The following is a 24,985-nucleotide window of genomic DNA, read 5'->3' on the forward strand; positions in this document are numbered from 1 at the left end:
GTCCCGCCGCTCGGTGTGCTCTGGGGGCGGCCGAGCGGCGGGACCCGGAGTCGTCAAAGAACCGGAGTCGTCAAAGAACCGGTGGCAGGTACCGGCTCAGCACCTCGGCCTCGGCACGGAGTCGGTCGGCGAGGTCGGTGCGGCCGAGCCGGTCGTACTCCTCCGCGGCGACCGAGCGCTCCCGTATTTCGTTTTCGACGATCGACCGCAGATCGGCCTCGGTGAGGTGACGACGTTCCGCTTCTGCCGCACCCAGGCCGCTTGCCGCTCCCGCAACGTGTTCATTCCCCGTGACGCCGTCCAACGAGTGGTCGGTGGGGACGGCCTCGGCGTTGTCGATCGCCGCCAAGGCGGAACGGAGTGCGGTGATGGCGACGACGTTCCGGCCCTTGAGAGCCGCTTTCAGGTCGTCACGCAGGCTGGCGCGCATATGTCGAGATCCCAATCCGAGTGGGGGGACATGGCATCGGGGCCGCCGTACCGGGTAGGACGACCGTAGCAATACGGCTGTACGATATCGGGGTCCCGCGGGTTGCCGATCATGATCCGAAGTCGCGCTGGCCGATCCACACCAGTGCACGGTTGGACCAGCACCATCACGAGCCCAGCACCTTCATCAGCCTGAGCGCGAGCTGGACCTCCAGCACCCGCTCCGGTGACTGCCAGTCCTCGCCCAGCAGGCTCGCCACCCGGTCCAGGCGCTGCACGACCGTGTTCACGTGCACGTGCAGCTCGTCCTTGGCACGGCTGAGGTTCGCGCCGCACGCGAAGTACGCGGTGATCGTGCGGACCAGTTCGGTGCCTCGGCTCGCGTCGTAGTCCAGCAGGGGGCCGAGGGTGGCGCGGACGTAGCCGGCGATGTCGGCCCGGTCGCCCAGCAGGACGCCGACGAACCCCAGGTCGGCCAACGTGCCGCCGGTGCCCTTGCGGTCCAGTTGGAGCAGCGCCTTGAGGCACCGCACGGCCTCGGCGTGCGCGGCGGCGACGCCTTCCGGGCCGTGCGCCGGTCCACCGGAACCGACGGTCACCGGCAGGCCGACCGCCTTGCCCAGCATCCGCGCCGCGTCCCTCGCCGCGCACGCCAGATCCGCGCCCGGGAGCACCAGCACGACGTGTTCGCCGTGCACGCCCGCCAGCCCACGACCGGCGGACGCGTGGTGCGCGGCGGCGGCGAGCAGGCGGTCACGTGGGCCGTCCGCGACCAGCACCACGTGGTCGGCGGCCAGCTCGACGCCGACCCGGCGGGCACGGGCGCGCAACGCGACCGAATCCACCGCGGACGTCAACAGGTCGGTGATCAGCTCGCCGCGCACCTTGTTCTCCGCCTCCGCGACCGTGCGGCGCAGGAGCAGCAGCAGGGCGGTGACGACGCCCGCGCGTTCGAACAGCCTGCGGTCGGCGTCACCGAGATCCGGGCGGTCGGTGAGCGTGATGCTGCCCAGCAGCTCACGGCCCGCCAGCACGGCGCACACCCACGTGCCGTCCTGCGGGATGGCCCGGCCGCTGGCGCGGGAGGCGTTGACCGCGGTCCGCGGCGCGAGGGCGCGGGACGTGCCGATGCGGGCCAACTCGGCGCCGTCGTTGTCGTGCACCACGATCCCGCCGTCGAGCACCTTGGCCACGGCGGCGGCCACCTCGGGCACGTCCGCGCCGCGCAGCACCAGGTCGGTGAGCCGGTCGTGGGCGTCCTCGGCGCGGCGCATGGCCTCGTTGTGCGCGCGGATCGTCTCGCCCGCGGCGCGGGTCTCCTCCAGCAGGTGCGCCGTGTCCAACGCGATGGCGGCGTGGTCGGCCAGCGACGACAGCAGCGCCACCTCGTCGGGCGGGAACTGGCGCGGCGACCGGTTGGCCGCGTAGAGCACGCCGATGACCCGGCGGTCGAGCTTCAGCGGCACGCCGAGGATCGCGACCAGGCCCTCGTCACGCACCGCCGCGTCGATCGGGCCGGTGTGGTTGAACCGGTCGTCGGCGAAGTAGTCGGCGGTCACGTAAGGCTGCGCGGTCTGTGCCACCAGCCCACCGAGTCCCTCGCCCATACCGAGCCGGACTTGTTGGAACAGAGCGGAGATCGAGCCGTCCGTCACCCGCATGTACGTGCCGCGTTCGCCCGGTTCGTTCATGCTCAGATACGCGATGTCCGCACCCAGCAGCAGCCGGGCGCGTCGGACGATCGACCGCAGCACGGCGTCCGGGTCGCGCACGCCGGCCAGGTCGTTCGCGGTATCGAAGAGCGCTTCCAGTTCGGCTTCACGGCGGCGGTGAGCGGTGAGCGTGCGGCGGATCCGCAACGCCCACTCCGTGGCGCGGGCGATGCGGTCCAACTCGCGATCCGGCACCCCCGCCGCACGCGCCGCGGGGAGCACCGCCGCCAGCCGCTCACTGCCCGCGTCGGTCGCGAGCAGGTCGAGCAACTCCAGCAGGTGCTCCACCGCGTCCGCCTCGCTCATGCCCTCATGCTGACACCGATGCCGGCTCGGTGACGGTTCGGTTCAACGACGTGCCCTTGGTTTCCTTCGCCGCCAAGACCGCGATCACGGTCAGCACGCACATCCCGAGCACGTACAGCACGACCGGGAACGTGCTGTCGTAGGCGGAGAGCAGTGCGGTCGCGATCAGAGGTGCCACGGCGCCGGCCGCGATCGACGCGAGCTGGTAGCCGATGGACGCGCCCGAGTAGCGGACCTTCGTGCCGAACAGCTCGGAGAAGAACGCCGCCTGCGGCCCGTACATCGCGCCGTGCAGCAGGAGTCCGACCGTCACGGCCAGCGTGATCGGCAGGAACGACCTGGTGTCCAGCAGCGCGAAGAACGCGAACATCCACAGGCCGATGCCGACCGCGCCGATCAGGTACGTGGTGCGACGGCCGATGCGGTCGGACAGCGCGCCCCACAGCGGGATCGTCACCAGGTGCACGGCCGAGGCGATGAGCACCGCGTTCAGGCCGGTCGAACGCGACATGCCCAGCTCCGACGTGATGTAGACCAGGATGAACGCGGTGATCACGTAGTACGAGACGTTCTCCGCCATGCGCGCGCCCATCGCGATCAGCACCTCGCGCCAGTGGTCGCGCACCACCGACACGATCGGTGGCTTCTCCTGGATCTTCCCTGCCTCGACTTTCTTCTGCGCCTCGAGGAAAATCGGCGACTCCGACACGCTGAGCCGGATCCACAGTCCGATCAGGACGAGCACACCGGACAGCAGGAACGGCACGCGCCAGCCCCACGACAGGAACGCCTCGTCGCTCTGCACGCCGGCCAGCACCGCGAGCACGGCGGTGGCCAGCAGGTTGCCCATCGGCACACCCGCCTGCGGCCACGACGCCCAGAAACCGCGCCGTTCCGCGCTGCCGTGCTCGGACACGATGAGCACCGCGCCGCCCCACTCGCCGCCCAGCGCGAAGCCCTGCACCAGCCGCAGGAGCGTCAGCAGCAGCGGCGCCCCGACACCGATCGCGGCGTACGTGGGCAGCAGGCCCATGGCGAACGTCGCGCCGCCCATCAGCACCAGGCTGAGCACGAGCAGCTTCTTGCGGCCGAGCTTGTCGCCGAAGTGGCCGAACACCAGGCCGCCCAGCGGACGGGCCAGGAAGCCGATCGCGTAGGTGGTGAACGCGAGCAGGGTGCCGGTGAGCGGGTCCGCCGTGGGGAAGAACAGCTTGTTGAACACCAGGGCGGCGGCGGATCCGTAGAGGAAGAAGTCGTACCACTCGATGGTCGTGCCTATGAGGCTGGCTATGACGACCTTGGCGAAGGTGGGTTTCGGCTGCGGAGGGGCGGCGTTGCTCATGTCGGTCACCACTTCGTTGGGGGTGGGGGGACGAGGCTTACTGGGCGGCTTACTGGGCGGTCCAGCCGCCGTCGATCGTGAACGTCGAGCCGGTGACGTGGCCGGAGTGCGCGCCGCACAGCCACAGCACGACGGAGGCCACCTCGGCGGGTTCGACGAGTTGCTTGATGGCGTGCCGGGTGAGCATCACGTCGGCGAGCACCTGCTCGGGCTCGATGCCGTGCGCGCGGGCCTGGTCGGCGACCTGGTTCTCGACCAGCGGGGTGCGCACGTAGCCGGGGCTCACGCAGTTGCTGGTGACGCCGTGCGGCGCGCCTTCCAGGGCGATGACCTTGCTCAGCCCTTCCAGGCCGTGCTTGGCGGCGACGTAGGCGGATTTGAACGCGCTGGCACGGGAGCCGTGCACGCTGGAGACGTTCACCACCCGTCCCCAGCCGCGCTGGTACATGTGCGGCAGGACGTGCCGGGCGAGCAGGAACGGCGCGGTGACCATGACCCGCTGGAGGAGCGTGAACCTCTCGGGCGGGAACTCGTGGATCGGGGCGACGTGCTGCAGGCCCGCGTTGTTGACCAGGATGTCGACCTCGGTGGGCAGGTCCCGGGCGGGGTCTTCGGCGGCGAGGTCGACCACGTGCTCGGTGCCGCCGGTCTCGCGGGCCGCGTCGGCGACCGACTCGGCGTCGCGGTCGACGAGGTGCACTTTCGCCCCGGCCCGCGCGAGGGCGACCGCGCAGGCCCGCCCGATGCCGCTGCCGGCGCCGGTGACCAGGGCGGTGCGACCGGACAGGTCGTCGCTGTGACCGGTGACACTCGTCATGACCGGAAACGCTAGGTGACCTGCGGTTCACCGCCCATGTGAGCGGTCGCCACAACGTGTGGGCGGCAGGTGTGTTTAGCCAACAGTTAGCGCGGCGGTGATCCAGTTGTCGAATACCGGGTGAAGCGAGGGTGCGGCCATAGGTAGGCTGCTTTGGCCCGTTCGGGGGACGAACCACGTTTTGGGGGTTACCAAGTGTCACTCACGCCGATCTACGACGACCTGCTGCGCGAGTTCGAGGGGATCATCCTCGTCAGCGAGGCCGCCGAGGCAGTGCAGACCGCCACCGCGCAGACCGCCGCGGACAGCACGACCGAGGCCGCGACCGAGGCCGAGCAGCAGACCGGCCCCGCCGAGGACTGAGACCACCAGGGCCGGCCGCGCGCGTGGGTCACCCTGCCGCGCGGCCGGCGATGAGGGCTTCGACGCCGTCCAGCATCAGCCGGAGCCCGAACTCGAACTTGTCCTCCGCGTACGGCGAGACGCCCGCCCGCACGGCCGCGACCAGCGCCGGGTAGGGCGCGAAGTCCACCAGCTCACCGAGCACGGCGTCGCGTTCGCGCACCTCGTCGGGGCTCGGCTCGGGGTGGTCGAGGCTCAGCCGGACCTGGCCGCGCACGTAGGCGTCGATCGACTCGATCACCGCCACCTTCTCGGCCTCGGTCAGCCCGACACCCTCCAGCACCCGCAACGCCGAGTCCAGCCACCGCAGCATGTTCGGGCCCGGCGCGCGGGCGGTGGCGACGACGTGCAGCATCCACGGGTGCTTGCGGTAGGTCTCGCGGTCGGTGCGGGCCCACGCCTCCAGCTTGTCGCGCCAGTCGCCCGGCCAGTCGTCCGGCAGCGGGTCGTCGGCGCCGATCGCCTCGACCATCAGGGCTTCCAGCTCGGCCTTGCCCGGCAGGTACGTGTAGAGCGACGCCGTGCCGACGCCCAACTCGACCGCCACCCGACGCATGGACAGCGCGGCCAGACCCTCGGTCTCCGCCACCTGGATCGCGGCGGCCACGATCCGTTCCATCGTGAGGCCCCGTTGCGGGCCCCGGGCCGGGCGGCGGGGGTCCTTCCACAGCAGCTCCAGCACTCGCCGCTGCGCGTCTTCCTTTGCGTTCATGGTGAAACTCAGTATACCGTTCGGAGTTGAACGAACGATGTTCGGGGTTTGGGGGACGACGTGGGGGACGCGAAGACACCGGGGGTTCGACGGGAACGGCGCACGTTGACGGCGGCGACGCTGACCAACGGGCCGACCGAGCTGATCGACTTCGTGCTACCGCTGTGGGCGGGCGCGACCATCGGGCTGAGCGCGACCGAGGTCGGCGTGCTGATGGCGGTCGAGATGGCGTTGTCGGTGGTCGTGCGGCCGTTCGCGGGCGTGCTGGCGGACCGCTGGGAACGACGGCACACCGCCGCCATCGGCGCACTGCTCTACGCGTTGTCCTGCGCCGGGTACGCGCTGGCGCAGAGCGCACCGCTCGCGTACGGCGCGGCGGCGGTCGGCGGCGCTGGGGGCGCGCTGCTGTGGGTCGCCGTGCGGGCCATCGTCAGCGAACGGCTGGCCGAGGACTCGGCGGTGTTCCCGCGCCTGCTCTCCGCCCAGGAGACGGGGTCCTGGGTGGCGTTCGTGGTCGGGATGACGGCCTTGGGCGTCATCGGTTTCGCGGGCGTGTTCTGGGCGTGCGCGGCGGCGTGCGTGACGGCGGCGGTGTTCCTGATGTCGGCGCCGCGCCGCCGGGAACGCACCGGTGAGGGCGTGGCGGCGGCCGGGCTCGGCGCGGTGGGCAAGCGGTTGCGGCCGATGCTGTTCGCGGTGGTGATGACCACGGCGGCGGAGGCGGCCGTCGGGTTGCTGCTGCTCCTGCACCTGCAACGCGGGTTCGGCCTCGAGGTGCAGGAGGTCGCGCTCGTGTTCCTGCCCGGCGCGATCGCGATGAGCGCCGCCGCCGAGTACCTGCACCGGTACGTGCTGCGGTTCGGCCGCCGCCGGGTGCTGACGGTCGCGTCACTGGCCAGCTGCGTGTTCGCGGCGAGCCTCGCGTGGGCGCCCAACCCGTACGTGATCGCGGCGCTGTGGGTGCTCAGCGGGCTGGCGTGGGCGGCGGTGATGCCGGTGCAGCAGGCCGTGATCGCCGAGGCGTCCGACGGTCGGGTCGGCCGGGCCATGGGCGTGTACGAGGCGGCGTGCCTGGTCGGCGCGCTGATCGGCAGCCTGGTGGCGGGCGCCCTGTACGACGGCGCGAACTGGTGGGTGGCGTGCGTGGTGGCCGCCGGGATGATCCTCGCGGGCGCGTTCGTCGTGCCACGGGCGGTGCGGCGGCTCGGCGTCGCCGACATCCCGGTCACCACGGCGTAGAAAACGGCGTAGAAAACGGTCGGGCCGCCGGGCGCGAGTGCCCGGCGGCCCGACCTTCGACTGACTGTCCGCTACTTCGGCTGCGGGAGCAGGTCGGCCGGAACCGCCTCGTCCTTCTCCAGAGCGCCGAACAGGCGCAGCGCGTTCTCCCGGTCCCACTGCACGACCGACCCCGCGCCCGGCACGGTCGGCGTGCCGCCCACCGGCACGGTGACCGTGTCCACTCCCCCGCCCATGGCGAACGCCATGCCCGCCAGGTTGTGCAGGTGGTCGTCGGAGTTCACCGAGATCGAGTCCGTGCCCGCGAACAGCAGCGGGAACGCCTTGAACGGGTTGGCCAGCGTGCCGAAGCTCGTCGCCTTCTCCGACAGGGCGGCGAGGAACTTGCGCTGGTTCTCCACCCGCTGGAGGTCGGCCGTGGCGAACGCCCGCGAGCGCACGAAGCCGAGCGCCTGCGCGCCGTCCAGCTCCTGGCAGCCCGTCTGGAGGTCGAGGCCCGCCAACGGGTCCTGCATCGGCTCCTCGATGCACATGTCCACGCCGCCGACCGCGTCCACGATCCCGGCGAACCCGCCGAAGCCGATCTCCATGTAGTGGTCGATGCGGATGCCCGTGGCGCCCTCGACGGTCTGCACCAGCAAGGGCGCGCCGCCGAACGCGAACGCCGCGTTGATCTTGTTCTTGCCGTTGCCCGGGATGTCCACATAGGAGTCGCGCGGCACACTCACCAATGTGGAGTTCCCGGAGCCCTCCGGGATGTGCAGCAGCATGATGGTGTCCGTGCGCTGACCGCCCGCGTCACCTGTGGACAGTTCGGCCTTCTGCGCCTCGGTCAGGTCGTCACGCGCGTCCGACCCGACGAGCAGCCAGTTGGTGCCCGGTGTGTCGGCCGGCCTGTCCTCGTAGTCGGTCAGGGCGTCGATCCGGCGCAGCGAGGAGTCGACGTAGAACCACATGCCGACACCCAGCACCAGCAGCACGACCAGGACGATCGAGATGATCCGCCCGATTCTGGGCTTGCGGCGCTTGACCGCCGGACGCGGTCCGGCCTGCTGCCGGTACCCGTCCTGCCGGTACCCACCCGGCTGAGGGCCGCGTTGCCGCGGACCGCCCTGCTGGTATCCGGCCTGTCGCGGTTGCCCGCCCTGTCGGTATCCGCCCTGCTGATACCCGCCCTGCTGGTATCCGGCGCTCATCAACGGCCCCGTCCGTGTGTCGGTCACTGCTCGCACCTAAAGACGCGGTGCGCGGCGAGAGGTTGCCACCTTAGTGCTCCAGAGGGAGCACGAGAACCGCCAGCAGACGGTTCAGCTCGGCCTCCGGATCTTCGGTGAGGCCGGTGTGCGTGGGCGAGGTCTGGATGATCGTGCTGCGCGGCGCGGTCAGCCAGCGGAACCGCTGCCCCGGCGACGTGCGCGACACCGGGCCCGCCGTCGGCGCGCCGTCGCACGACAACCCCAGGTGCTCCAGGTTCGCCCGCAGCACCTCCACGTCCAGGAACGGGTCCAGTGCCAGCAACCGCGCCTCGTCCACGTGCACGCGGGCGCCGAGGAAGTCCAGCGCCGGGCAGTAGACCAGCACCCCGACGTTCACGAACTCGCCGCGCTCCTGCCGTGGCACGGCGCGCAGCACCGCGTACTCAAACACGTGCGGCACGGGCGGCCTCCAGCGCGTCGACCCACGTGCGCGGCGCGGCCAGGCGGGCGGTGAAGAACGACTCGTACGCCTCGCGCACGGCGGGCGGTGTGCCGAACGTCTCGTCCTGCGCGAGCCACTGGTCCGGCACCAGCGCCAGCACCTCGCGCACCAGCTCGGGTGTGACGCGGGCGGACAGCTCGGCGTCCACCTCGGCCAGGTCGCCCGCGAACGGCAGCATCAGGTGGTCGGCCGCGTCGAACCGGTAGCTCGCCGCCGGGAACCGGTCCGGCCGCCACGAGTGGTGGAAGTACAGCGAGGCGCCGTGGTCGATCAGCCACAGCTCCCGGTGCCACAGCAGGGTGTTCGGGTTGCGCCAGCTGCGGTCCACGTTGAGCGTGAGCGCGTCCAGCCACAGCAGCCGGGTGGCGAGATCGGCGGCGGGCTCGCGCACCACCGGGTTGTAGTCGAACGAGCCGGGCAGGTAGTCCAACCCCAGGTTCAGCCCGCCGCTGGCCTTCAGCAGCTCCTGCACCTCCTGGTCCGGTTCGGACCGGCCCATCTCGGGGTCGAGCTCGACCAGCACGATCTCCGGCACCTTGAAGCCGAGGCGGCGGGCCAGTTCGCCGACCACGATCTCGGCGATCAGCGCCTTCACGCCCTGGCCCGCGCCGCGGAACTTGAGCACGTACATGCCCAGGTCGTCGGCTTCGACCAGCCCGGGGAGCGAACCGCCCTCCCGGAAGGGCGTGACGTAGCGGGTGGCCGCGACTCGGCGCAGACCATTCGTGGAGTTCACGCCCCGCATCATGGTCAATCGACGGCCGTGACCGCCAACCGGTTACCGGGCCGCCGCCGTCAACGCCGGGAGGTAGCCGGACTCGTGACCGGCCCGGTTCGGGTGGTAGGACCGGTCGACGGGGATCAGCACCAGGCCGTTCACCCACGGCTCGTCGGAGCACGCGCCGTGCCCGTCGAACGCCTTGCGCACGTCGGCGAACTCGAACCCGGCCGCACGTGCCCGCTTCCCGATCACCTCGGTCAGCACGTCGGCCGCCCGGTTCACCGCCTCCCGCTTCTTCCCGCTCATCAGGCACCACGACTCGAACGAGAACAGCCGCGGGTAGCCGAGCACGACGACCTCGGCCGACGTCCGGCCGCGCACCGCGCCGTACAGCGCGTCCAGCCGGCCGGGCAGCTGGTCCCGGATGAACCGCTCGGCGGCGCCGACCCGGCTCACGCACTCGTCGTCGTCGCCGGTCGTGCAGGTCGTCATGACGTCGCGGAACCCGGCGTCGTTGCCGCCCGCGGTGATGGTGACCAGCGTGGTCGACGGCGTGATGCGCTCCGCCTGCCGCGCCACCGCGGCCGTGTCGGCCCCCGCGCAGGCGCTCATCACCAGCGACGCGCCGTTGCGCTGCGCCCACAGTCTCGGGTAGGCGTGCGGGCTCCGCCGGCAGTCGTCGATCGCCTCGTCGCCCGCGCCGGTGCCCGCCGCGTAGGAGTCACCCAACGCGACGAGCTCCGGCGCGGCCGGTGCGGGGGTCAGGGCCATCAGCAGTGCGAACGCCAGCATCCTCATGCCCCCCGGCATACCACTGTGGACGGTGCGCCAGGCCGAAGTTAACCCGTCGGGAGTTACCCCTTCAGTGCGACGCACACCGGGATCGGCGCGTCGACAGTGCCGACCGGACGCAGCTTCCCGGTCGTCCGGTCGACCGCGAACGTGGTGATGTCGTCCGAGTTCTGGTTGGCCGCGAGCAGGAACCGCCCGGCCGCGTCGAGCGTGATGTGCCGGGGGAACTTCCCGCCGACCGGCGCCGCCTCCACCAGCCGCAACGCCGCGCCGCCGCGTTCGACGGCGAACACGGCCACGCTGTCGTGGCCCCGGTTGGACAGGTAGACGAACCGACCGTCCGCCGACACGAGGATCTCGGCCGGGTAGTTGCGCGGCGTGGTCGGCGCGCCGGCGGGCAGCGTGCTCACCTTCGGGCCGGGCTTGAGCACACCCCGGTCGTAGGTCGCCACCACGATCGTGGAGTCGAGTTCGTTGGCGATGTAGGCGAACCTGCCGGACGGGTGGAACGCCAGGTGCCTCGGTCCCGCGCCTGGGTGCACGCGGGCGGTGCCGGCGAGGGTGAGCCCGCCCCGGTCGCCCAGCCGGTAGCTGTAGACCGAATCGGTGCCCAGGTCGACCGCCAGCACGAACTCGCCGGCCGGGTCGGGCAGCACCTGGTGCGCGTGCGGCCCCTCCTGCCGTTCCGGGTCCGGCCCGCTGCCCCGGTGCACCGCGAGGTCGGTGCGCTCGCCCAGCCCACCGTCGGGTCGCACCGGGTGCACGGCCACGCTGCCCGAGCTGTAGTTAGCCGACAGCAGGAAACCCTTGTGCAGAGCCAGGTGGCACGGGTCCGCGCCGCCGGTGCTCTGGCTGTTGATCACCTTGGGCACGCCGTCCGGACCGACCGCCAGCGCGGTGACCTCGCCGTCGGACTGCTCGTTGACCGCGTACACCCGCCGTCCCGCGCCGATCACGAACGACGGGTTGGGCACGTCCTCCACCACGCCGGTGACGCGCAGCCCGCCGGTCGCGGTGTCGTACAGACCGAGCCCGATGCCCGTGCCACCGCCCGGCCACGACGTGTAGGTGCCCAGGTAGACGCGGACCTCCGCGCGTGACCCGTCCGCTCCACCCTCGTCCGCTCGAGCGACACCCTCGGTCATCAACAACCCCGCTCCCACGCCGACAGCCCCCAGGAACCGCCGCCTGTCCACCACCACACCGAACCTCCGCTCGACCGCCCACGGCGGGTCCCACAGTGGCCTGGACCATCACACGGAAGCAAGAGGCGCAACGAAGATTGCATTTAGCGCAACGGGTCGGATTCCCGGAGCCGGGCCAACTCGACGCCCGGATCGTAGGAGGGCCCCGGGTACTCGGGCGCGAGGTCGCGCAGCGTCTCCAGCAGCAGCCGGGCGACCACCCAGTTCCGGTACCACTTGCGGTCCGACGGCACGACGAACCACGGCGCGTCCGACGTCGCGCACTTGACCAGCGCGTCCTGGTAGGCCAACTGGTAGCGGGAGAACTTGGCCCGCGCCTGGAGGTCCTGCGGGTTGTACTTCCACTGCTTGAGCGGGTCCTCCAGGCGGGCGATGAGCCGTTCGCGCTGCCGTTCCGGCGAGATGTGCAGGAAGCACTTGACCGTCGTCACGCCCTGCCCGGCCAGTTCCGCCTCGAACGCGTTGATCTGCCGGTACCGGCGACGCCACTCGGCCGCCGGCACGAGGTTGTCCACCCGCGTGACCAGCACGTCCTCGTAGTGCGAGCGGTCGAACACGCCGATGTAGCCGGGCAGCGGCACCTGGCGGCGGATGCGCCACAGGAAGTCGTGCCGCATCTCGGCGCGGGTCGGCTTCTTGAACGAGGCGATGTGCAGGCCCTGCGGGTTGACCAGGCCCGCGACGTGCCGGATCGTGCCGCCCTTGCCGGAGGTGTCCATGCCCTGGAGCACCAGCAGCACCCGCCGACGCCCGCCGCCCACGCCCTCCGCGTACAGCGCCTCCTGGAGCCGGTCCAGCTCGTCCCCGATCGCCGCCACGTCATCGGCGGCCTCGACCTTCGACTGCGGACCGACCGTGGTCGCGGCCGGGTCGACCTTCGCCAGGTCGAACTCCTCCGGGTTCACCCGGAAAGCCTCCGATATCGACTGGACCTGCGCGGACTTCTTGGCCATCGTCGGAGGGTAACCGGCTGGTCGTCGCCGTACGCGCCGCACAACGGATCGCCGCGAAACAGATCGATTGCGCAACGAAGACCCCGGACGCGCAACAGCTGACGGATGAAATCGCTGGCGCAGGCCCCTTAGCCTGGTGACATGACCGCCACCGTCGCTCCCACCTCCCAGCAGTTCATCGCGCTCGACGAGGAATGGAGCACGCACAACTACCACCCGCTGCCGGTCGTGATCTCCCACGGCGAGGGCTCGTGGGTCACCGACGTCGAGGGACGCCGGTACCTGGACTTCCTGTCCGGCTACTCGTCGCTGAACTTCGGGCACCGCCACCCGGACCTGGTGGCCGCCGCGGTGGAGCAGTTGGGCCGGGTCACGCTGACCAGCCGCGCGTTCCACCACGACCAGTTCGGCCTGTTCTGCCGCGAGCTGGCGGAGCTGACCGGCACCGAGATGGTGCTCGCGATGAACTCCGGCGCGGAGGCCGTCGAATCGGCGATCAAGGTGGCCCGCAAGTGGGCGTACCGGGTGAAGGGCGTGCCGGACGGCACCGCCGAGATCGTGGTCGCCGGGTCGAACTTCCACGGCCGCACCACCACGATCGTGTCGTTCTCCACCGACGCCGTCGCGCGCAACGACTACGGCCCGTTCACGCCGGGGTTCAAGATCGTCGACTACGGGTCGCTGGACGCGCTGCGGGACGCGATCACCGAGCGGACGGCGGCCGTGCTGCTGGAGCCGATCCAGGGTGAGGCGGGCGTGGTCGTGCCGCCGGCGGGCTACCTGGCGGGGGCGCGGGCGCTGTGCGACGAGCACAACGTGCTGCTGATCGCGGACGAGATCCAGTCCGGCCTCGGTCGCACCGGCGACCTGCTGGCGCTGGACCACGACGGCGTGCGGGCCGACCTGTACACGTTGGGCAAGGCGTTGGGCGGCGGGATCATGCCGGTGTCCGCGGTGGTCGGCAGCCGCGCGGTGCTGGGCGTGCTGCGGCCCGGTGAGCACGGGTCGACGTTCGGCGGCAACCCGCTGGCCTGCGCGGTCGGCCGGGCGGTGGTGCGGCTGCTGGCGACCGGCGAGTTCCAGGAGCGGTCCCGCGAACTGGGCGACCACCTGCACGCCCGGCTCGGCGAGCTGATCGGGCACGGTGTCGCCGAGGTGCGCGGGCGCGGGCTGTGGGCCGGCGTGGAGATCGCGCCCGGCGGGCCGCGCGGACGTGAGGCGTCGGAGGCGCTGGCCGGGCTCGGCGTGCTGTGCAAGGAGACCCAGGACACCACCCTGCGCGTCGCTCCCCCGCTCGTGATCACGCGTGAGGAGTTGGACCAGGGCCTGGACGCGATCGCTAAGGTGCTCGGGTGAACCCCTGCGAGGCCGCGTCGGTAGGTCGAGACTCGTTTTCCGGCGATCACGCTTTTCGATCGTCGGAAAATCAGGCTCGAACTGCCGACTTCCAGGCGGCCTCGCCGCCGTCTGCGGAGCAGCGGCCATGAAACCGAAGCGGGCCGAAGCGGCTGTCGCGCTGGGACAGTGGGCGGAACCTGGAGAAGTCCTGGCGCGCGGCCGCGAGCTGCGGGCGGCGGTGAGCCACGAGGCGCACCGCAAGATGCCGCTCGCGCCGGACCGGCCGACCGTGGTCGAGTTCATGGGCACGTCGAACGCCGGCCGGCTGCCGGAGCTGGTGCCGCTGCGGACCGGCCGGATGCTCGCCTCGCCGTTCGCGTTCTTCCGGGGCAGCGCCGGGCTCATGGCGGGCGATCTCGCCGTCGGCGCGCGCAGCGGGCTGGACGCGCAGCTGTGCGGTGACGCGCACGCGGCGAACTTCGGCCTCTACGGCACGCCCGAGGGCAAGATCGTGATGGACATCAACGATTTCGACGAGACGCTGCCCGGCCCGTGGGAGTGGGACCTCAAGCGGTTGGCGACGTCGCTGGTGCTGGCGGGCCGGGAAGGCGGCGTGTCCGAGAAGGGCTGCCGCGACGCGGCGTCCGACGCGGTGCGCGCTTACCGGGACGCGGCACGGCACCTGGCCGAGATCCCGTTCCTGGACTCGTGGAGCGCGCTGTTCGACGAGTCGGTGCTGACCAAGACCAAGGCCGACGACCTGCTGGACAACTTCAGCAAGGCCGCGTCCAAGGCGCGCAAGAACACCAGCGCCCGGGTGGCGGCGAAGTGGACCCGGCGCGAGGGCGAGCACATCCGGTTCGTCTCCGATCCCCCGGTGCTGACCCGGATCTCCCCGGACGTCGCGCAATCCGTCGTCGACGCGTTGCCGTCCTATGTGGACACGCTGCGCGAGTCGCGGTTCAACCTGATCATGCGCTACGGCGTGTCGGACGTGGCGTTCCGCGTGGTCGGCACCGGCAGCGTCGGCTGGCGCAACTACCTGATCCTGTTGCACGGCAACGGTGACGAGGCACTGGTCCTCCAGGCCAAGGAGGCGCGACCGTCGACGCTGGCCCCGTTCCTCGACGCACCGGCGGTGAAGCACGAGGGCAAGCGGATCGTGCACGGCGCGCGGCTCGTGCAGGCGGAGACCGACATCCTGCTCGGCTGGACCACGATCGAGGGACGCCCGTTCATCGTCCGCCAGTTCCGCAACCGCAAGGGCGAGATCGACGCGACCACGTTGAAGCGGGACGACCTGGACGACTACGGCCGGCTCGCGGGCGCGCTGCTGGCCCGCGCGCACAGCCGGTCGGTGGACCCCCGGCTGCTCGCCGGGTACTGCGAGGACGGCGAGGACCTGGACGACGCGATCGCCCGGTACGCGCTGGACTACGCCGACCAGACCAGTGCCGACCACGAGGCGCTGGCGGCGGCGGTCAGGTCCGGTCGGCTGCCTGCTGAAATCGAATGACCTGCCGGGCCACCAGGAACAGCACCACCGCGTTGAACAGGTGCCAGAAGTAGTGCGTGCCGCTCGGCCACGCCCCGCACAGGGGCTGGTCGAGCGTCCGCAGGGTCACCGACACCACGAACACGCCCGCCGCCCGCGCCAGGTCGTGCCACGGCAGGCCGCGCGCCCACGCGATCACCGCGATGATCAGCAGTGACAGGAACGGCGCCAGGTAGATGCCCGAACCGCCGGGGACGACCGAGGTGAGCGGACCGGTGGCCACCGCCAGGACGACGAACGCCGGCGCGGCCAACCACGCGAGCACCCACCGGGCGTTCAGGTAGTAGTGCGCGAACACGATCAGGTACCAGATCACGTAGACCGCGATGAAGCCGACGTCGAACCAGTTGGTGAGCGTGTCGGCCACCGTGTGGAAGCTCAGGCTGCCCAACCCGACCAGGGCGAGCAGCACCGGCAGCGCCCGCAGGCTCTTGGGCCGCGGCCGGTGGCGCCACCACAGCAGTGCCGCGGCGATCAGGAAGGCGGCGTTGCTCACGGCGTTGAGCGGTTCGGCCCAGAGCCCCGGCGCAAGGCGCTCGCAGTACGCGTCCACGTGGTCCACGGACGCAAGTTCTACCGCTCCGAGGTGAACGCCAGGGAGTGCCCGAGCGGCGCCGTGCGGCTAAGTTGGCTGGGGTGGATTCTCTTGGGGTGGACTGGATAGGGCTGATCAGGCACGGCGAGAGCAGCGGCAACGTGGCGTGGCACGCCGCGGAGGCGGCCGGGCACGAGATGATCGACATCCCGCTGCGCGACGCGGACGTGCCGCTGTCCCCCGAAGGCGAGCGGCAGGGCCGGGCGCTGGGGCGGTGGTTCGCCACGATGCCCCGCGAGCAGTGGCCGGACCTGGTGGTGTCCTCGCCGTACCGGCGGACCATCGACACCGCGCGGCTCGCCCTGCGCGGGCACCCGCGGACGCTGGTGGACGAGCGGCTGCGCGACCGCGAACTGGGCGTGCTGGACCTGCTGACCACCCACGGCGTGGCCAAGCGGTACCCGGAGGAGTCGGCGCGCGAGCGGCGGCTCGGCAAGTTCTACTACCGGCCGCCCGGCGGCGAGTCGTGGGCGGACGTGGCGTTGCGGCTGCGGTCGCTGCTGCGGGACCTGGACGGTCGGCGGGTGCTGCTGTTCGGGCACGAGATCACCGCGTACCTGCTGCGCTACCTGCTGGAGTGCCTGCCGGAGCGGGACATCGCGGCGTTCGCGCGCAACTCGGTGGTGCCCAACGGGTCGCTGACGTCGTGGCGGCGCGAGGAGGGGCTGTGGGTGCTGGAGCGGGAATTCGAAGCCGCTCACCTGGTCGAGCAAGGCGCCGAGCCGACGACGTCCGAGGACACCGCGACCCGCACGGCCTGAGCGCTCACCGGGCCCGCTTCACCCGCGCCTCGTCCCACACCGGCTCGTCCACCTCGACCACCTCGCCGTCCGACCGGAACAGCAGGAACCGGTCGAACCCGCGGGCGAACCACCGGTCGTGCGTGACCGCGACGACGGTGCCGGTGAACCCCTCCAGGGCGTCCTGCAACGCCTCGGCCGAGTTCAGGTCGAGGTTGTCGGTCGGCTCGTCGAGCAGCAGCAGCGTCGCGCCGGACAGCTCCAGCAGCAGCACCTGGAACCGCGCCTGCTGCCCGCCGGACAGCGTCTCGAACCGCTGGTCGCCCTGCTTGCCCAGGCCGTAGCGGCTGAGCACCGCCATCGCCGCGCCCCGGTCGCGTCCCGCGCGGCCGTCCGAGCCGTGCCACAGGATGTCGACCAGCGTGCGGCCGATCCACTCCGGGTGCTGGTGGGTCTGCGCGAACAGGCCCGGCACCACGCGCGCGCCCAGGCGGCACACGCCCGTGTGTGCGACGTCGCCGCCGCCGAGCAGCCGCAGGAAGTGGCTCTTGCCCGAGCCGTTCGAGCCGAGCACGGCGACCCGGTCCTCGAAGAAGATCTCCGTGTCGAACGGCTTCATCAGCCCGGTCAGCTCGAGGTTCTGGCAGGTGATCGCGCGCACGCCGGTGCGACCGCCGCGCAGCCGGGGCGTCACCTTCTCGTCGGTCGGCAGCTCCGGCGGCGGGCCCGCCTCCTCGAACCGCTCCAGCTTGGCCCGCATGACCCGGTACTTGGCGGCCATCACCTCGCTGATCCGGGCCTGGATCTGCAGGGTGCGGACGAGTTCCTTGAGGTGCTCGTGCTCCTCGTTCCAGCGGCGGTGCAGCTCGGCGAGGCGTTCGATGCGGGACGCGCGGGCGGCGTGCCAGGTGCCGAACGAACCGGCGTGCGTCCACGCGGAGTGCGCCTCGACCGTGACGACGTGGGTGGCGGCGATGTCGAGCAGTTCCCGGTCGTGGCTGACCAGCAGCACTGCCTTGCCGGTCTCGCCCAGCCGTTCCTCCAGCCACCGCTTGCCCGGCACGTCCAGGTAGTTGTCCGGCTCGTCGAGCAGCAGCACCTGTTCCGGCCCGCGCAGCAGCGCTTCGAGGACCAGGCGTTTCTGCTCGCCGCCGGAGAGGGTGCGGACCTCGCGGAACCGGGCCCGGTCGAACGGGACGCCCAGCGCGGCCACCGTGACCGTGTCCCACAGCACCTCGGCGTCGTAGCCGCCGACCTCGCCCCACGCGGTGATCGCGTCGGCGTAGCGCATCTGGGTCGGCTCGTCGTCGGTCTCCATGAGCTGGAGTTCGACGGCGTCCAGTTCCGCGGCGGCGGCCCGCAGCGGCGCGGGTGACGCGGCCAGCAGCAGGTCGCGGACGGTGCTCTCGTCCCGGACGGAGCCGACGAACTGCGGCATCACGCCCAGGCCGCCCTGCACGCGGACGCTGCCCGCGGTGGGCACCAACTCGTTCGACAGGATGCGCAACAACGTGGTCTTGCCGACGCCGTTGGCGCCGACCAACGCCACCACGCTGTTCGTGCCGACCTTGAACGACACGTCGCGGAACAGCTCACGGCCGTCCGGCAGTCGGAAGGCGAGGCCGTTGGCGTCCAGGTATCCCACCCGCGCATGGTGGGGCATGGCCACGCCTCATGGCCAACTGATTTGGCGGTATCGGCGAAGTGTGACGCGGGTCCCTGGTCACCGGTCGCCTGCGGATGAGCGCGCCGCGACCCGGTGCCCGGAGGACCGGGCACCGCTCAACGCCACGTGTAGCCGCGCATCAAGACGAGGATCGCGCCGAACCCCAACGAGGCCAGCGCGGGACCGAACGCTCCAAGGAACAGCAACAGCACGCCCAGGCCGGTGAACGTGGCCACGAGGGCGTAGCTGAGCACCGGGTGCCGGGGTTTCCCGGCGACGAGTGCCGAGGCCAGGCCCGGCTCCTCGTCCGCGAGTCTGCTCTCGATCTCACTCAGGGTGCGGCGTTCCGCTTCGCTCATCACGGCCGTGGGATACCCGGCGCCAAAACCGCAAAACCACCGCTGAACGGGGGTTTCGTCCGGCAAACGCGGCGAATGGCTCAACGGGACAGCGCGACGAGCCGGGACACCGCCCGCAGGTACTTCTTGCGGTAGCCGCCGCGCAGCATCTCGGCCGTGAACAGCTCGGACAGCGGATCACCGGACACCGCCACCGGGATGTCCCGGTCGTAGAGGCGGTCGCCGAACGCCACCAGCCGCAACGCCACCGCCTGATCGGGCGCGGGCCGGACGTGGCGCAGGTGCACCGCGGTCACCCCGTCCACCAGCCGGCCGTAGCTCGACGGGTGGATCCTGGCCAGGGCCGCGCACAGGTCGGCGAAATCGTCCAGCGTGCTGCCCGGCGTGCTCTCGGACTTGGCCACCAGGTCCTCGTCGGCCATGGGCGGCGGCGCGTCCGGCAGGCCGCGGTGGCGGTAGTCGGGCCCGTCGACCCGGACCACGGTGAACTTCGCCGACATCGACTGGATCTCGCGCAGGAAGTCCGCGGCGGCGAACCGGCCCTCGCCGAGCTTGTCCGGCAGCGTGTTCGACGTCGCCGCGACCGACACGCCCGCACCGGTCAGCTCCTTGATCAGGCGGGTGACCAGCATCGTGTCGCCCGGGTCGTCCAGCTCGAACTCGTCGATCGCGAGCAGCTTGTGCGACGACAGCCGGCGCACCGTCTCGGCGAAGCCGAGCGCGCCGACCAGGTTCGTCAGCTCCACGAACGTGCCGTACGCCTTCGGGCCGGGCACGGCGTGCCAGATCGAGGCCAGCAGGTGGGTCTTGCCCACGCCGAACCCGCCGTCCAGGTACAGGCCGGGCTTGGCGTCGTCGTCGTTGGACCGCTTGAACAGCTGACCGAGCCAGCCCCGGCTGCCGCCCTCGGACACGCGTTCGGCGAACTCCCGGCACGCCCGCACGGCCGCCGACTGGCTCGGCTCCTCGGGGTTCGGCAGGTAGGTGTCGAAGCGCACGCCGTCGAACCGGGGCGGCGGCACCATGGCGTCCACCAGTTCGTCCGCGGCTACGTGCGGGATCCGGTCGGACAGGCGCGGAGGGGCGGACATGCTCGGATGGTAACGGCGTGTTGGGATGTGGTCGTGCGGATGTTGTGGCCACCACGCGGTGACGAGATCACCGACACAGAGCTGGAACGCCTCTACGACTACCCCGACGGACTGGACCGGCCGTGGGTGCAGGTGAACTTCGTGTCCAGCTTGGACGGTGCGGTGTCGGTGGCCGGCAAGTCCGGCGGCCTGGGCAACGAGGCCGACCGCAAGGTGTTCATGCTCGGCCGCGACCTGTGCGACGTGGTGCTGGTCGGCGCGGGCACGGCCCTGATCGAGGGCTACCACGGGGTCAAGGCGGGCGAGGTCCGCGCGTCGCGGCGGGCCCGGCTGGGGCTCGCGCCGGTGCCGCCGATCGCCGTGGTCACCGCGCGGTGCTCGATCCTGCCGACGTCCACGCTGCTGACCAGCACGTCCGTGCCGCCGATCATCCTCACCACGCACGTCGCGCCGGTCGAACGGCGCGACGCGCTCGCGGCGGCGGGCGCGGACGTGGTCGTCGCCGGTGACGAGACCGTGGACATGGGCTTGGCGTTGGCGGCGCTCGACGAGCGCGGGCTGCGCCGGGTCGACTGCGAGGGCGGGCCGACGGTGTTCGGCGCGCTGATCGAGGCGGACCTGGTGGACGTGCTGTGCGTGACGTTCGCCCCGCTGCTCGCCGGTGGTGACGCCGGGCGGATCTCGGCCGGGCCGCTGCCGCCGACACCGCGGTCGATGGAACTGGAGTCCGTGCTGCACCACGAAAGCGCGCTGCTGCTGCGTTATCGCAAGGCCGGGTTGCCGCAGGTCCGACCTGAAACCCGGTGACGCCTGATCCGGTGACGCGCGCCACATCCACGTCCTGACCCGGATACGGTCCGCATCCGAACGTGCACGCGACGATTCGGAAAGGACTTCCCATGGCGCAGACCACCGCCGTCAAGCCCGAGAACGTCCCCGCCCGCCTGGCCGACGACACCGCGCAGGGCAGGACCACGATCGCCTCGTCGGTCGTGCAGAAGGTCGCGGGCATCGCGGCGCGGGAGATCTCCGGCGTGCACGCCCTGGGCGGCGGCGTGTCGCGGGCGTTCGGCGCCCTGCGCGAGCGGATCCCCGGCGCGGGCACCGCGAACACCGCGGGCGTCGCCGTCGAGGTCGGCGAGAAGCAGGCCGCGATCGACCTGGACATCGTGGTCGAGTACGGCGCGGGCATCGTCGACCTGGCGCGCGCCGTGCGGCGCAACGTGATCACCGCCGTGGAGCGGATCACCGGGCTGGAGGTCATCGAGGTCAACATCGCGGTCAACGACATCCACCTGCCCGAGGATGACGAGGAGACCGAGTCGGCGCAGGCCCGGGTCGAGTGATGCACGTCTCCGAGGACGTCGAGGCCGCCCTGCTCGCGCACCCGGCCGTGGCCCGGCTCGACGGCGTGTTCGCCTCCTACCTGCCGGGACGGCACGTGGTCGGGGTGCGGGTCGAGGAACGGGTGGAGGTCGCGGTGGTGCTGCGGCTGGGCCGCCCGATCACCGAGGTGGTGGCGGAACTGCGGGCGAAGGTGGCCCAGGTCGCCGGACCGGTGCCGGTGGACGTCGTGGTGTCCGACCTCGTCGACCCCGAGGAGGAGAGCTGATGAGCGCGACGCAGACCGGACTGCTCGCCGGCCTGGTCCTGGGCCTGGCCGCGACCAGCGGTTTCACCGCCTTCCTGGTGACCCTGGCGGTGGGGTGATCGGGCTGGTCGCCGGCCGGGTGCTGGACGGCGAGATCGACCTCGCCGATCTGCTCGGCCGGGGCCGCGACAAGTGAGGGGCACCCTGGAGATCCACCCGTCCGTCGTGCGGAAGGTGGTCGCGCACGCGGTCCGCCTGGTGCCGGGGACCCGGCCGGGCGCGTCGGTGAAGGTCGACGGGTCGGGCGGTGACGTGGCGGTCGCGGTGAAGGTGGCGCTGCGCTACCCGGCGCCGGTCCGCACGGCCGCCGCGGACGTGCGGCGCAGCGTCACCGAGGAGGTCGAGCGGATCACCGGGTACCGGGTCCGGTCGGTCGCCGTGACGGTGTCCGCGCTGCGCGCCGAGACCCGGCCGCGAGTGGAGTAGGCGATGCGGGTTCTGCTGCGGGTGCTGTCGCCGTTCCTCGGGCTGGCGGTGGCCGGTGCCGGGGCGCTGGTGGTCGGCGCGGTCGGGTGGCACTGGTCCGGCCGGCGGTGGCCGGTGCCGGAGTGGTCCTGGGTGGACCGCCCGGTGCTCGACCCGGTCGCGCTCGACTGGGCGCGCCGGCACCTGCTGCCCGTCCGGATCGGGCTGATCGTGCCGGGTCTGCTGGTCGTGTTCCTCGGGCTGCGGTGGGCGTGGCGCGCGGTGCGCCCGGAACGGCATCCCGACCTGCTCCTGGAGCACGACGTGGTGCTCACCGCCAAGGCGTTGGCGGCGGCGGTGAAGGCGGACGCCGAGCAGGTCTCCGGGGTGGGCGGGGCGAAGGTGTCCGTGGTCGGCACGCCCGCGTTGCGGCTGCGGTTGACGTTGCGGCAGGGCGCGGACGTCCGGCGGGTGTGGCGTGAACTGGACGAGCGGGTGCTGTCGCGGGCGCGGACCGCGCTGGGTGTCGACGTGCTGCCCGCGGTGGTGCGGCTCGATCTTGCGAAGAGGGAGCGTCAACGCGTGCGCCGGGCCGGTTCACCCGGCAGGATGGCCGGGTGGCGCTCCCGTTGACCCCTCCCGTGCAGCCGATGCTGGCCAACTCGGTCGACCGCATCCCGACCGGCGTCGACCTGGTGTTCGAGCCGAAGTGGGACGGCTACCGCTGCCTGGTGTTCCGCGACGGCGACGAGGTGTTCCTGCAGTCACGCAGCGGCAAGCCGCTCAACCGGTACTTCCCGGAGGCGGAGGCCGCGCTGCTGCGCACCCTGCCGCCGCGGATCGTGGTCGACGGCGAGCTGGTCGTGGCGAAGGACGACAAGCTGGACTTCGACGCCCTGTCCGAGCGCATCCACCCGGCCGAGAGCCGCGTGAGGCTGCTGGCCGAGCAGACACCGGCGAGCTTCGTGGCGTTCGACGTGCTGGCGGTGGGCGACGACGTGCTGCTGGACGAGCCGTGCACGAGCCGGCGGTCGACGTTGGAAGGCCTGGTCACGCCCGGCGACGGCCTGTACCTCACGCCCGCGACCACCGACGCCGACCTGGCGCTGCAGTGGTTCGAGCTGTTCGAGGGCGCGGGCCTGGACGGCGTCATCGGCAAGCCCGCGGCCGGCGAGTACACGCCCGGCAAGCGCAGCATGATCAAGGTGAAGCACGCCCGCACCGCCGACTGCGTGGTGGCCGGGCTGCGCTGGCACAAGGACACCGAGCCGGGCACGGCGGTCGGCTCGCTGCTGCTGGGCCTGCACGACGACGCCGGCGTCCTCCACCACGTGGGCGTGGTCGGCTCCTTCAAGGCGGACGAACGGCGTGCGCTGGCGCAGGAGTTCAAGGACCTGATCACGTCCGGCGACCACCCGTGGCTGGTGGAGCCGGACGGCCGCCGCCTGCCCGGCGAGATCAACCGGTGGCGCGGCAAGCAGGCCGACTGGGTGCCGTTGCGGCCCGAACGCGTGCTGGAGATCGCGTACACGCAGACCGAGGGCGTCGCCCCGGCCCGGCTGCGCCACAACGGCCAGTTCCGCCGCTGGCGGCCGGACCGCGAGCCCGAGTCGTGCCGCTACGACCAGCTCGACCAGCCCGCGCGCTACGACGTGGAATCCGTGCTGCGAGGCGAAGTTCGCCCCGCGTGACGCCGCGAGTGAGTACCGTGACGGATTGTGGCTGACGTTGAGGCGCTCATCCAGGAACTCGACGACCGCATGCGGCTCGACTGCCGCCGGCTGTCGCAGTGGCGGGTCGTTCACCGGACGACCGGGCTGCTCTACACCGTGGTATTGATCTTCGTGCCCGCCGTGCTGGCGGTGGGTTTCACCTCGTCCGAGACGGTGCTGGGCAAGGTGCTGCTGCTCACGGCGGCGGTGGTGGGCGGCTTGAACGTGACGTTCAAGCCCTACCTGCACAGCCAGAGCCGGCGCGCGGCCGTGAACACCATGCGCCGGTTGAGGGACGAGTTCCGGGCCGAGGTGGTCGGGACGGGCGACGGTGACCTGCTGGCCGTCTACCGCAAGTACTCGACGACCTACGCGACGATCTTCGAGCAGCGCGGCGGGGAACTGGTCGACGGGCGGCTGAGCGTCGAGGAACCCCCGCCGAAGTCCGCGGAACTCCCGGTGAAGGCCGGCGAGGTACCGACCTAAGGCCGCTCACACCTCGGGTCTCGCCGTCCGGGTCGCCCCGATCGACGCCAGGACCACGCAGAAGACCGCGGCCCACTGCGCCGGGTGCAGCGACTCGTGCAGCACGATCAACCCGGCCAGCGCCGCGACCCCCGGCTCCAGGCTCATCAGGATGCCGAACACGCGCGGCGGGATGCGGCGCAGCGCCTCCAGTTCCAGCGAGTACGGGATCACCGACGACAGCAGCGCCACCGCCGCGCCCGCGATCAGCACCACCGGGTCGAGCAGCATCGAGCCCGCCTCGGCCACGCCGAACGGCAGCGCCACCGCCGCGCCGAACACCATCGCCAACGCCAGCCCCTTGCCGTCCGACGTGCGGCTGCCCAGCGCCGCCGTCAGCAGGATGTACCCGGCCCAGCACACGGCCGCGGCCAGCGCGAACAGCACGCCCGGCAGCGCCAGCCCACCGTCGGCCCTGGTCAGCAGCAGCACACCGGCCGCCGCGAGCAGCGCCCACAGCCCGTCCAGCCAGCGCCGCGACCCGAACACGGCCACCGCCAGCGGCCCCAGGAACTCGATGGTGACCGCCGCGCCCAGCGGGATGTGCTTGATCGACTGGTAGAAGGTCAGGTTCATGACGCCGAGCACCAGCCCGTACCCCGCGATGACCAGGTACGTGCGCCGGTCCAGCCGCAGCGACGGCCGCCACACCACGAGCAGCACGACGGCGGCCAGCACGAGCCGCAACGTCACCGTGCCCGCGGCACCCGCCAGGGTGAACAACTGCTTCGCCACCACCGCGCCGACCTGGACGCTGATCACGCCCAGCAGCACCAGCGCGGGCGGCGGGATCGCGCCGAACGCCTTGGCGGCCGGCGCGAACGGCCCCGAGCGGTGGTACCGGCGTTCGGGAATGCCTTCGACGTGCACCATGACCACCCGGCCATCCTCCCCCAGCCCGCTCACCGAAGTCTCACCTGGACTGTGTGAGGCTCTACACCAGCCCCTTCGGGCAGACCGAACGGTGTGTGGAGAGAGCGAGGGACCGCTGTGCCGCGTCGGCGTCACGCCACCTTGATC

General features: G+C 71.7%; 28 protein-coding genes. 12 read left to right on the forward strand and 16 right to left on the reverse strand.

Annotation, left to right across the window (positions count from 1 at the left end):
• Nucleotides 1-70 precede the first annotated feature (70 nt).
• The 4 genes from FM051_RS10290 to FM051_RS10305 all read right to left on the reverse strand — a co-directional run bounded on the left by FM051_RS10290 (nt 71) and on the right by FM051_RS10305 (nt 4,606).
• Nucleotides 71-349 carry a GatB/YqeY domain-containing protein gene (locus FM051_RS10290; protein ID WP_238412276.1) on the reverse strand — a complete coding sequence of 93 codons (279 nt, stop codon included), beginning with the start codon at nt 347-349 and terminating at the stop codon, nt 71-73.
• Nucleotides 350-596: 247 nt separating this feature from the next.
• Nucleotides 597-2,447 carry a helix-turn-helix domain-containing protein gene (locus FM051_RS10295; RefSeq protein WP_158842707.1) on the reverse strand — a complete coding sequence of 617 codons (1,851 nt, stop codon included), beginning with the start codon at nt 2,445-2,447 and terminating at the stop codon, nt 597-599.
• Between the two features lie 4 nt (nt 2,448-2,451).
• The gene (locus FM051_RS10300; RefSeq protein ID WP_158842708.1) at nt 2,452-3,789 is read right to left on the reverse strand and encodes an MFS transporter; all 1,338 of its coding nucleotides are present in this window, start codon (nt 3,787-3,789) and stop codon (nt 2,452-2,454) included.
• A 49-nt stretch (nt 3,790-3,838) separates the two neighbouring features.
• Entirely contained in the window at nt 3,839-4,606 is a 768-nt protein-coding gene (locus FM051_RS10305; RefSeq protein WP_158842709.1) for a 3-hydroxybutyrate dehydrogenase, read from the reverse strand.
• A gap of 195 nt (nt 4,607-4,801) precedes the next feature.
• Here FM051_RS10305 and FM051_RS10310 point away from each other — a divergent pair, with 195 nt between their 5' ends.
• On the forward strand, nt 4,802-4,969 hold the full coding sequence (locus tag FM051_RS10310; protein WP_158842710.1) for a hypothetical protein: 168 nt from the start codon (nt 4,802-4,804) through the stop codon (nt 4,967-4,969).
• 28 nt (nt 4,970-4,997) lie between these two features.
• Here the strand turns inward: FM051_RS10310 and FM051_RS10315 are convergent, their stop codons facing one another.
• Nucleotides 4,998-5,720 (reverse strand): TetR/AcrR family transcriptional regulator, encoded by a 723-nt coding sequence (locus FM051_RS10315; RefSeq protein ID WP_158842711.1) that lies wholly within the window; start codon nt 5,718-5,720, stop codon nt 4,998-5,000.
• A 48-nt stretch (nt 5,721-5,768) separates the two neighbouring features.
• On the opposite strand from FM051_RS10315, the gene FM051_RS10320 reads away from it, so the two are divergent.
• Complete coding sequence (locus FM051_RS10320) at nt 5,769-6,959, forward strand: MFS transporter (protein WP_238412277.1); 1,191 nt, start codon at nt 5,769-5,771, stop codon at nt 6,957-6,959.
• A 71-nt stretch (nt 6,960-7,030) separates the two neighbouring features.
• On the opposite strand, the gene FM051_RS10325 is transcribed toward FM051_RS10320, so the two are convergent.
• From FM051_RS10325 to FM051_RS10350, 6 genes are all read right to left on the reverse strand, one after another.
• On the reverse strand, nt 7,031-8,182 hold the full coding sequence (locus tag FM051_RS10325; RefSeq protein WP_238412279.1) for an LCP family protein: 1,152 nt from the start codon (nt 8,180-8,182) through the stop codon (nt 7,031-7,033).
• A gap of 43 nt (nt 8,183-8,225) precedes the next feature.
• On the reverse strand, nt 8,226-8,615 hold the full coding sequence (locus FM051_RS10330) for a DUF3037 domain-containing protein (RefSeq protein WP_158842712.1): 390 nt from the start codon (nt 8,613-8,615) through the stop codon (nt 8,226-8,228).
• The gene (locus tag FM051_RS10335) at nt 8,599-9,393 is read right to left on the reverse strand and encodes a HipA family kinase (protein WP_238412281.1); all 795 of its coding nucleotides are present in this window, start codon (nt 9,391-9,393) and stop codon (nt 8,599-8,601) included. Before FM051_RS10335 ends, FM051_RS10330 begins: the two co-directional genes overlap by 17 nt.
• A gap of 42 nt (nt 9,394-9,435) precedes the next feature.
• Nucleotides 9,436-10,176, reverse strand: a complete 741-nt coding sequence (locus FM051_RS10340; RefSeq protein WP_158842713.1) for an SGNH/GDSL hydrolase family protein — start codon at nt 10,174-10,176, stop codon at nt 9,436-9,438.
• Between the two features lie 56 nt (nt 10,177-10,232).
• Complete coding sequence (locus FM051_RS10345) at nt 10,233-11,315, reverse strand: lactonase family protein (protein WP_238412282.1); 1,083 nt, start codon at nt 11,313-11,315, stop codon at nt 10,233-10,235.
• Between the two features lie 143 nt (nt 11,316-11,458).
• Entirely contained in the window at nt 11,459-12,328 is an 870-nt protein-coding gene (locus tag FM051_RS10350; RefSeq protein WP_158842715.1) for a PPK2 family polyphosphate kinase, read from the reverse strand.
• Nucleotides 12,329-12,469: 141 nt separating this feature from the next.
• Between FM051_RS10350 and rocD the strand changes: the two genes are divergently transcribed.
• Nucleotides 12,470-13,684: an ornithine--oxo-acid transaminase gene (gene rocD, locus FM051_RS10355; RefSeq protein WP_158842716.1), complete on the forward strand. Its 1,215-nt coding sequence runs from the start codon at nt 12,470-12,472 to the stop codon at nt 13,682-13,684.
• A 127-nt stretch (nt 13,685-13,811) separates the two neighbouring features.
• On the forward strand, nt 13,812-15,182 hold the full coding sequence (locus FM051_RS10360; RefSeq protein ID WP_158842717.1) for a DUF2252 domain-containing protein: 1,371 nt from the start codon (nt 13,812-13,814) through the stop codon (nt 15,180-15,182).
• Here FM051_RS10360 and FM051_RS10365 read toward each other — a convergent pair.
• A complete protein-coding gene (locus FM051_RS10365; protein WP_158842718.1) occupies nt 15,148-15,783 on the reverse strand; it encodes a hypothetical protein in 636 nt (211 codons plus the stop codon). The two genes, FM051_RS10360 and FM051_RS10365, sit on opposite strands and share 35 nt — an antisense overlap.
• A 74-nt stretch (nt 15,784-15,857) precedes the next feature.
• Here FM051_RS10365 and FM051_RS10370 point away from each other — a divergent pair, with 74 nt between their 5' ends.
• On the forward strand, nt 15,858-16,577 hold the full coding sequence (locus FM051_RS10370) for a histidine phosphatase family protein (protein ID WP_158842719.1): 720 nt from the start codon (nt 15,858-15,860) through the stop codon (nt 16,575-16,577).
• Between the two features lie 4 nt (nt 16,578-16,581).
• Here FM051_RS10370 and FM051_RS10375 read toward each other — a convergent pair whose 3' ends face one another.
• From FM051_RS10375 to zapE, 3 genes are all read right to left on the reverse strand, one after another.
• Complete coding sequence (locus tag FM051_RS10375; RefSeq protein WP_158842720.1) at nt 16,582-18,201, reverse strand: ABC-F family ATP-binding cassette domain-containing protein; 1,620 nt, start codon at nt 18,199-18,201, stop codon at nt 16,582-16,584.
• A 137-nt stretch (nt 18,202-18,338) separates the two neighbouring features.
• Nucleotides 18,339-18,581 (reverse strand): DUF3040 domain-containing protein, encoded by a 243-nt coding sequence (locus FM051_RS10380; protein ID WP_238412290.1) that lies wholly within the window; start codon nt 18,579-18,581, stop codon nt 18,339-18,341.
• Nucleotides 18,582-18,661: 80 nt separating this feature from the next.
• On the reverse strand, nt 18,662-19,672 hold the full coding sequence (zapE, locus tag FM051_RS10385) for a cell division protein ZapE (RefSeq protein WP_158842722.1): 1,011 nt from the start codon (nt 19,670-19,672) through the stop codon (nt 18,662-18,664).
• A 39-nt stretch (nt 19,673-19,711) separates the two neighbouring features.
• Between zapE and FM051_RS10390 the strand changes: the two genes are divergently transcribed.
• The 7 genes from FM051_RS10390 to FM051_RS10425 all read left to right on the forward strand — a co-directional run bounded on the left by FM051_RS10390 (nt 19,712) and on the right by FM051_RS10425 (nt 23,926).
• A complete protein-coding gene (locus FM051_RS10390) occupies nt 19,712-20,479 on the forward strand; it encodes a pyrimidine reductase family protein (protein WP_158842788.1) in 768 nt (255 codons plus the stop codon).
• Between the two features lie 92 nt (nt 20,480-20,571).
• Nucleotides 20,572-21,018, forward strand: coding sequence for an Asp23/Gls24 family envelope stress response protein (locus tag FM051_RS10395; RefSeq protein WP_158842723.1), 447 nt, complete (start codon nt 20,572-20,574; stop codon nt 21,016-21,018).
• Complete coding sequence (locus FM051_RS10400; RefSeq protein WP_158842724.1) at nt 21,018-21,284, forward strand: hypothetical protein; 267 nt, start codon at nt 21,018-21,020, stop codon at nt 21,282-21,284. Before FM051_RS10395 ends, FM051_RS10400 begins: the two co-directional genes overlap by 1 nt.
• 171 nt (nt 21,285-21,455) lie before the next feature.
• Entirely contained in the window at nt 21,456-21,749 is a 294-nt protein-coding gene (locus FM051_RS10410) for an Asp23/Gls24 family envelope stress response protein (protein ID WP_158842725.1), read from the forward strand.
• A gap of 3 nt (nt 21,750-21,752) precedes the next feature.
• Nucleotides 21,753-22,361 carry an alkaline shock response membrane anchor protein AmaP gene (locus FM051_RS10415; protein WP_238412283.1) on the forward strand — a complete coding sequence of 203 codons (609 nt, stop codon included), beginning with the start codon at nt 21,753-21,755 and terminating at the stop codon, nt 22,359-22,361.
• Nucleotides 22,346-23,419, forward strand: a complete 1,074-nt coding sequence (locus FM051_RS10420) for an ATP-dependent DNA ligase (protein WP_158842726.1) — start codon at nt 22,346-22,348, stop codon at nt 23,417-23,419. Before FM051_RS10415 ends, FM051_RS10420 begins: the two co-directional genes overlap by 16 nt.
• A 27-nt stretch (nt 23,420-23,446) precedes the next feature.
• Nucleotides 23,447-23,926, forward strand: a complete 480-nt coding sequence (locus tag FM051_RS10425; RefSeq protein ID WP_158842727.1) for a hypothetical protein — start codon at nt 23,447-23,449, stop codon at nt 23,924-23,926.
• Between the two features lie 6 nt (nt 23,927-23,932).
• On the opposite strand, the gene FM051_RS10430 is transcribed toward FM051_RS10425, so the two are convergent.
• On the reverse strand, nt 23,933-24,838 hold the full coding sequence (locus tag FM051_RS10430; RefSeq protein WP_158842789.1) for an EamA family transporter: 906 nt from the start codon (nt 24,836-24,838) through the stop codon (nt 23,933-23,935).
• Nucleotides 24,839-24,985: the final 147 nt, after the last annotated feature.

It is taken from the genome of Saccharothrix deserti (genome assembly GCF_009769385.1).
GTDB classification, from domain to species: Bacteria; Actinomycetota; Actinomycetes; order Mycobacteriales; family Pseudonocardiaceae; genus Actinosynnema; species Actinosynnema deserti.

Coding starts and splice junctions, on each gene's coding strand:
- FM051_RS10295 (WP_158842707.1), bottom strand. CDS start 2,447: ATGAGCGAGGCGGACGCGGTGGAGCACCTGCTGGAGTTGCTCGACCTG.
- FM051_RS10300 (WP_158842708.1), bottom strand. CDS start 3,789: ATGAGCAACGCCGCCCCTCCGCAGCCGAAACCCACCTTCGCCAAGGTC.
- FM051_RS10305 (WP_158842709.1), bottom strand. CDS start 4,606: ATGACGAGTGTCACCGGTCACAGCGACGACCTGTCCGGTCGCACCGCC.
- FM051_RS10315 (WP_158842711.1), bottom strand. CDS start 5,720: ATGAACGCAAAGGAAGACGCGCAGCGGCGAGTGCTGGAGCTGCTGTGG.
- FM051_RS10340 (WP_158842713.1), bottom strand. CDS start 10,176: ATGAGGATGCTGGCGTTCGCACTGCTGATGGCCCTGACCCCCGCACCG.
- FM051_RS10345 (WP_238412282.1), bottom strand. CDS start 11,315: ATGACCGAGGGTGTCGCTCGAGCGGACGAGGGTGGAGCGGACGGGTCA.
- FM051_RS10350 (WP_158842715.1), bottom strand. CDS start 12,328: ATGGCCAAGAAGTCCGCGCAGGTCCAGTCGATATCGGAGGCTTTCCGG.
- rocD (WP_158842716.1), top strand. CDS start 12,470: ATGACCGCCACCGTCGCTCCCACCTCCCAGCAGTTCATCGCGCTCGAC.
- FM051_RS10360 (WP_158842717.1), top strand. CDS start 13,812: ATGAAACCGAAGCGGGCCGAAGCGGCTGTCGCGCTGGGACAGTGGGCG.
- FM051_RS10380 (WP_238412290.1), bottom strand. CDS start 18,581: ATGAGCGAAGCGGAACGCCGCACCCTGAGTGAGATCGAGAGCAGACTC.
- zapE (WP_158842722.1), bottom strand. CDS start 19,672: ATGTCCGCCCCTCCGCGCCTGTCCGACCGGATCCCGCACGTAGCCGCG.
- FM051_RS10390 (WP_158842788.1), top strand. CDS start 19,712: ATGTTGTGGCCACCACGCGGTGACGAGATCACCGACACAGAGCTGGAA.
- FM051_RS10395 (WP_158842723.1), top strand. CDS start 20,572: ATGGCGCAGACCACCGCCGTCAAGCCCGAGAACGTCCCCGCCCGCCTG.
- FM051_RS10400 (WP_158842724.1), top strand. CDS start 21,018: ATGCACGTCTCCGAGGACGTCGAGGCCGCCCTGCTCGCGCACCCGGCC.
- FM051_RS10415 (WP_238412283.1), top strand. CDS start 21,753: ATGCGGGTTCTGCTGCGGGTGCTGTCGCCGTTCCTCGGGCTGGCGGTG.
- FM051_RS10430 (WP_158842789.1), bottom strand. CDS start 24,838: ATGGTGCACGTCGAAGGCATTCCCGAACGCCGGTACCACCGCTCGGGG.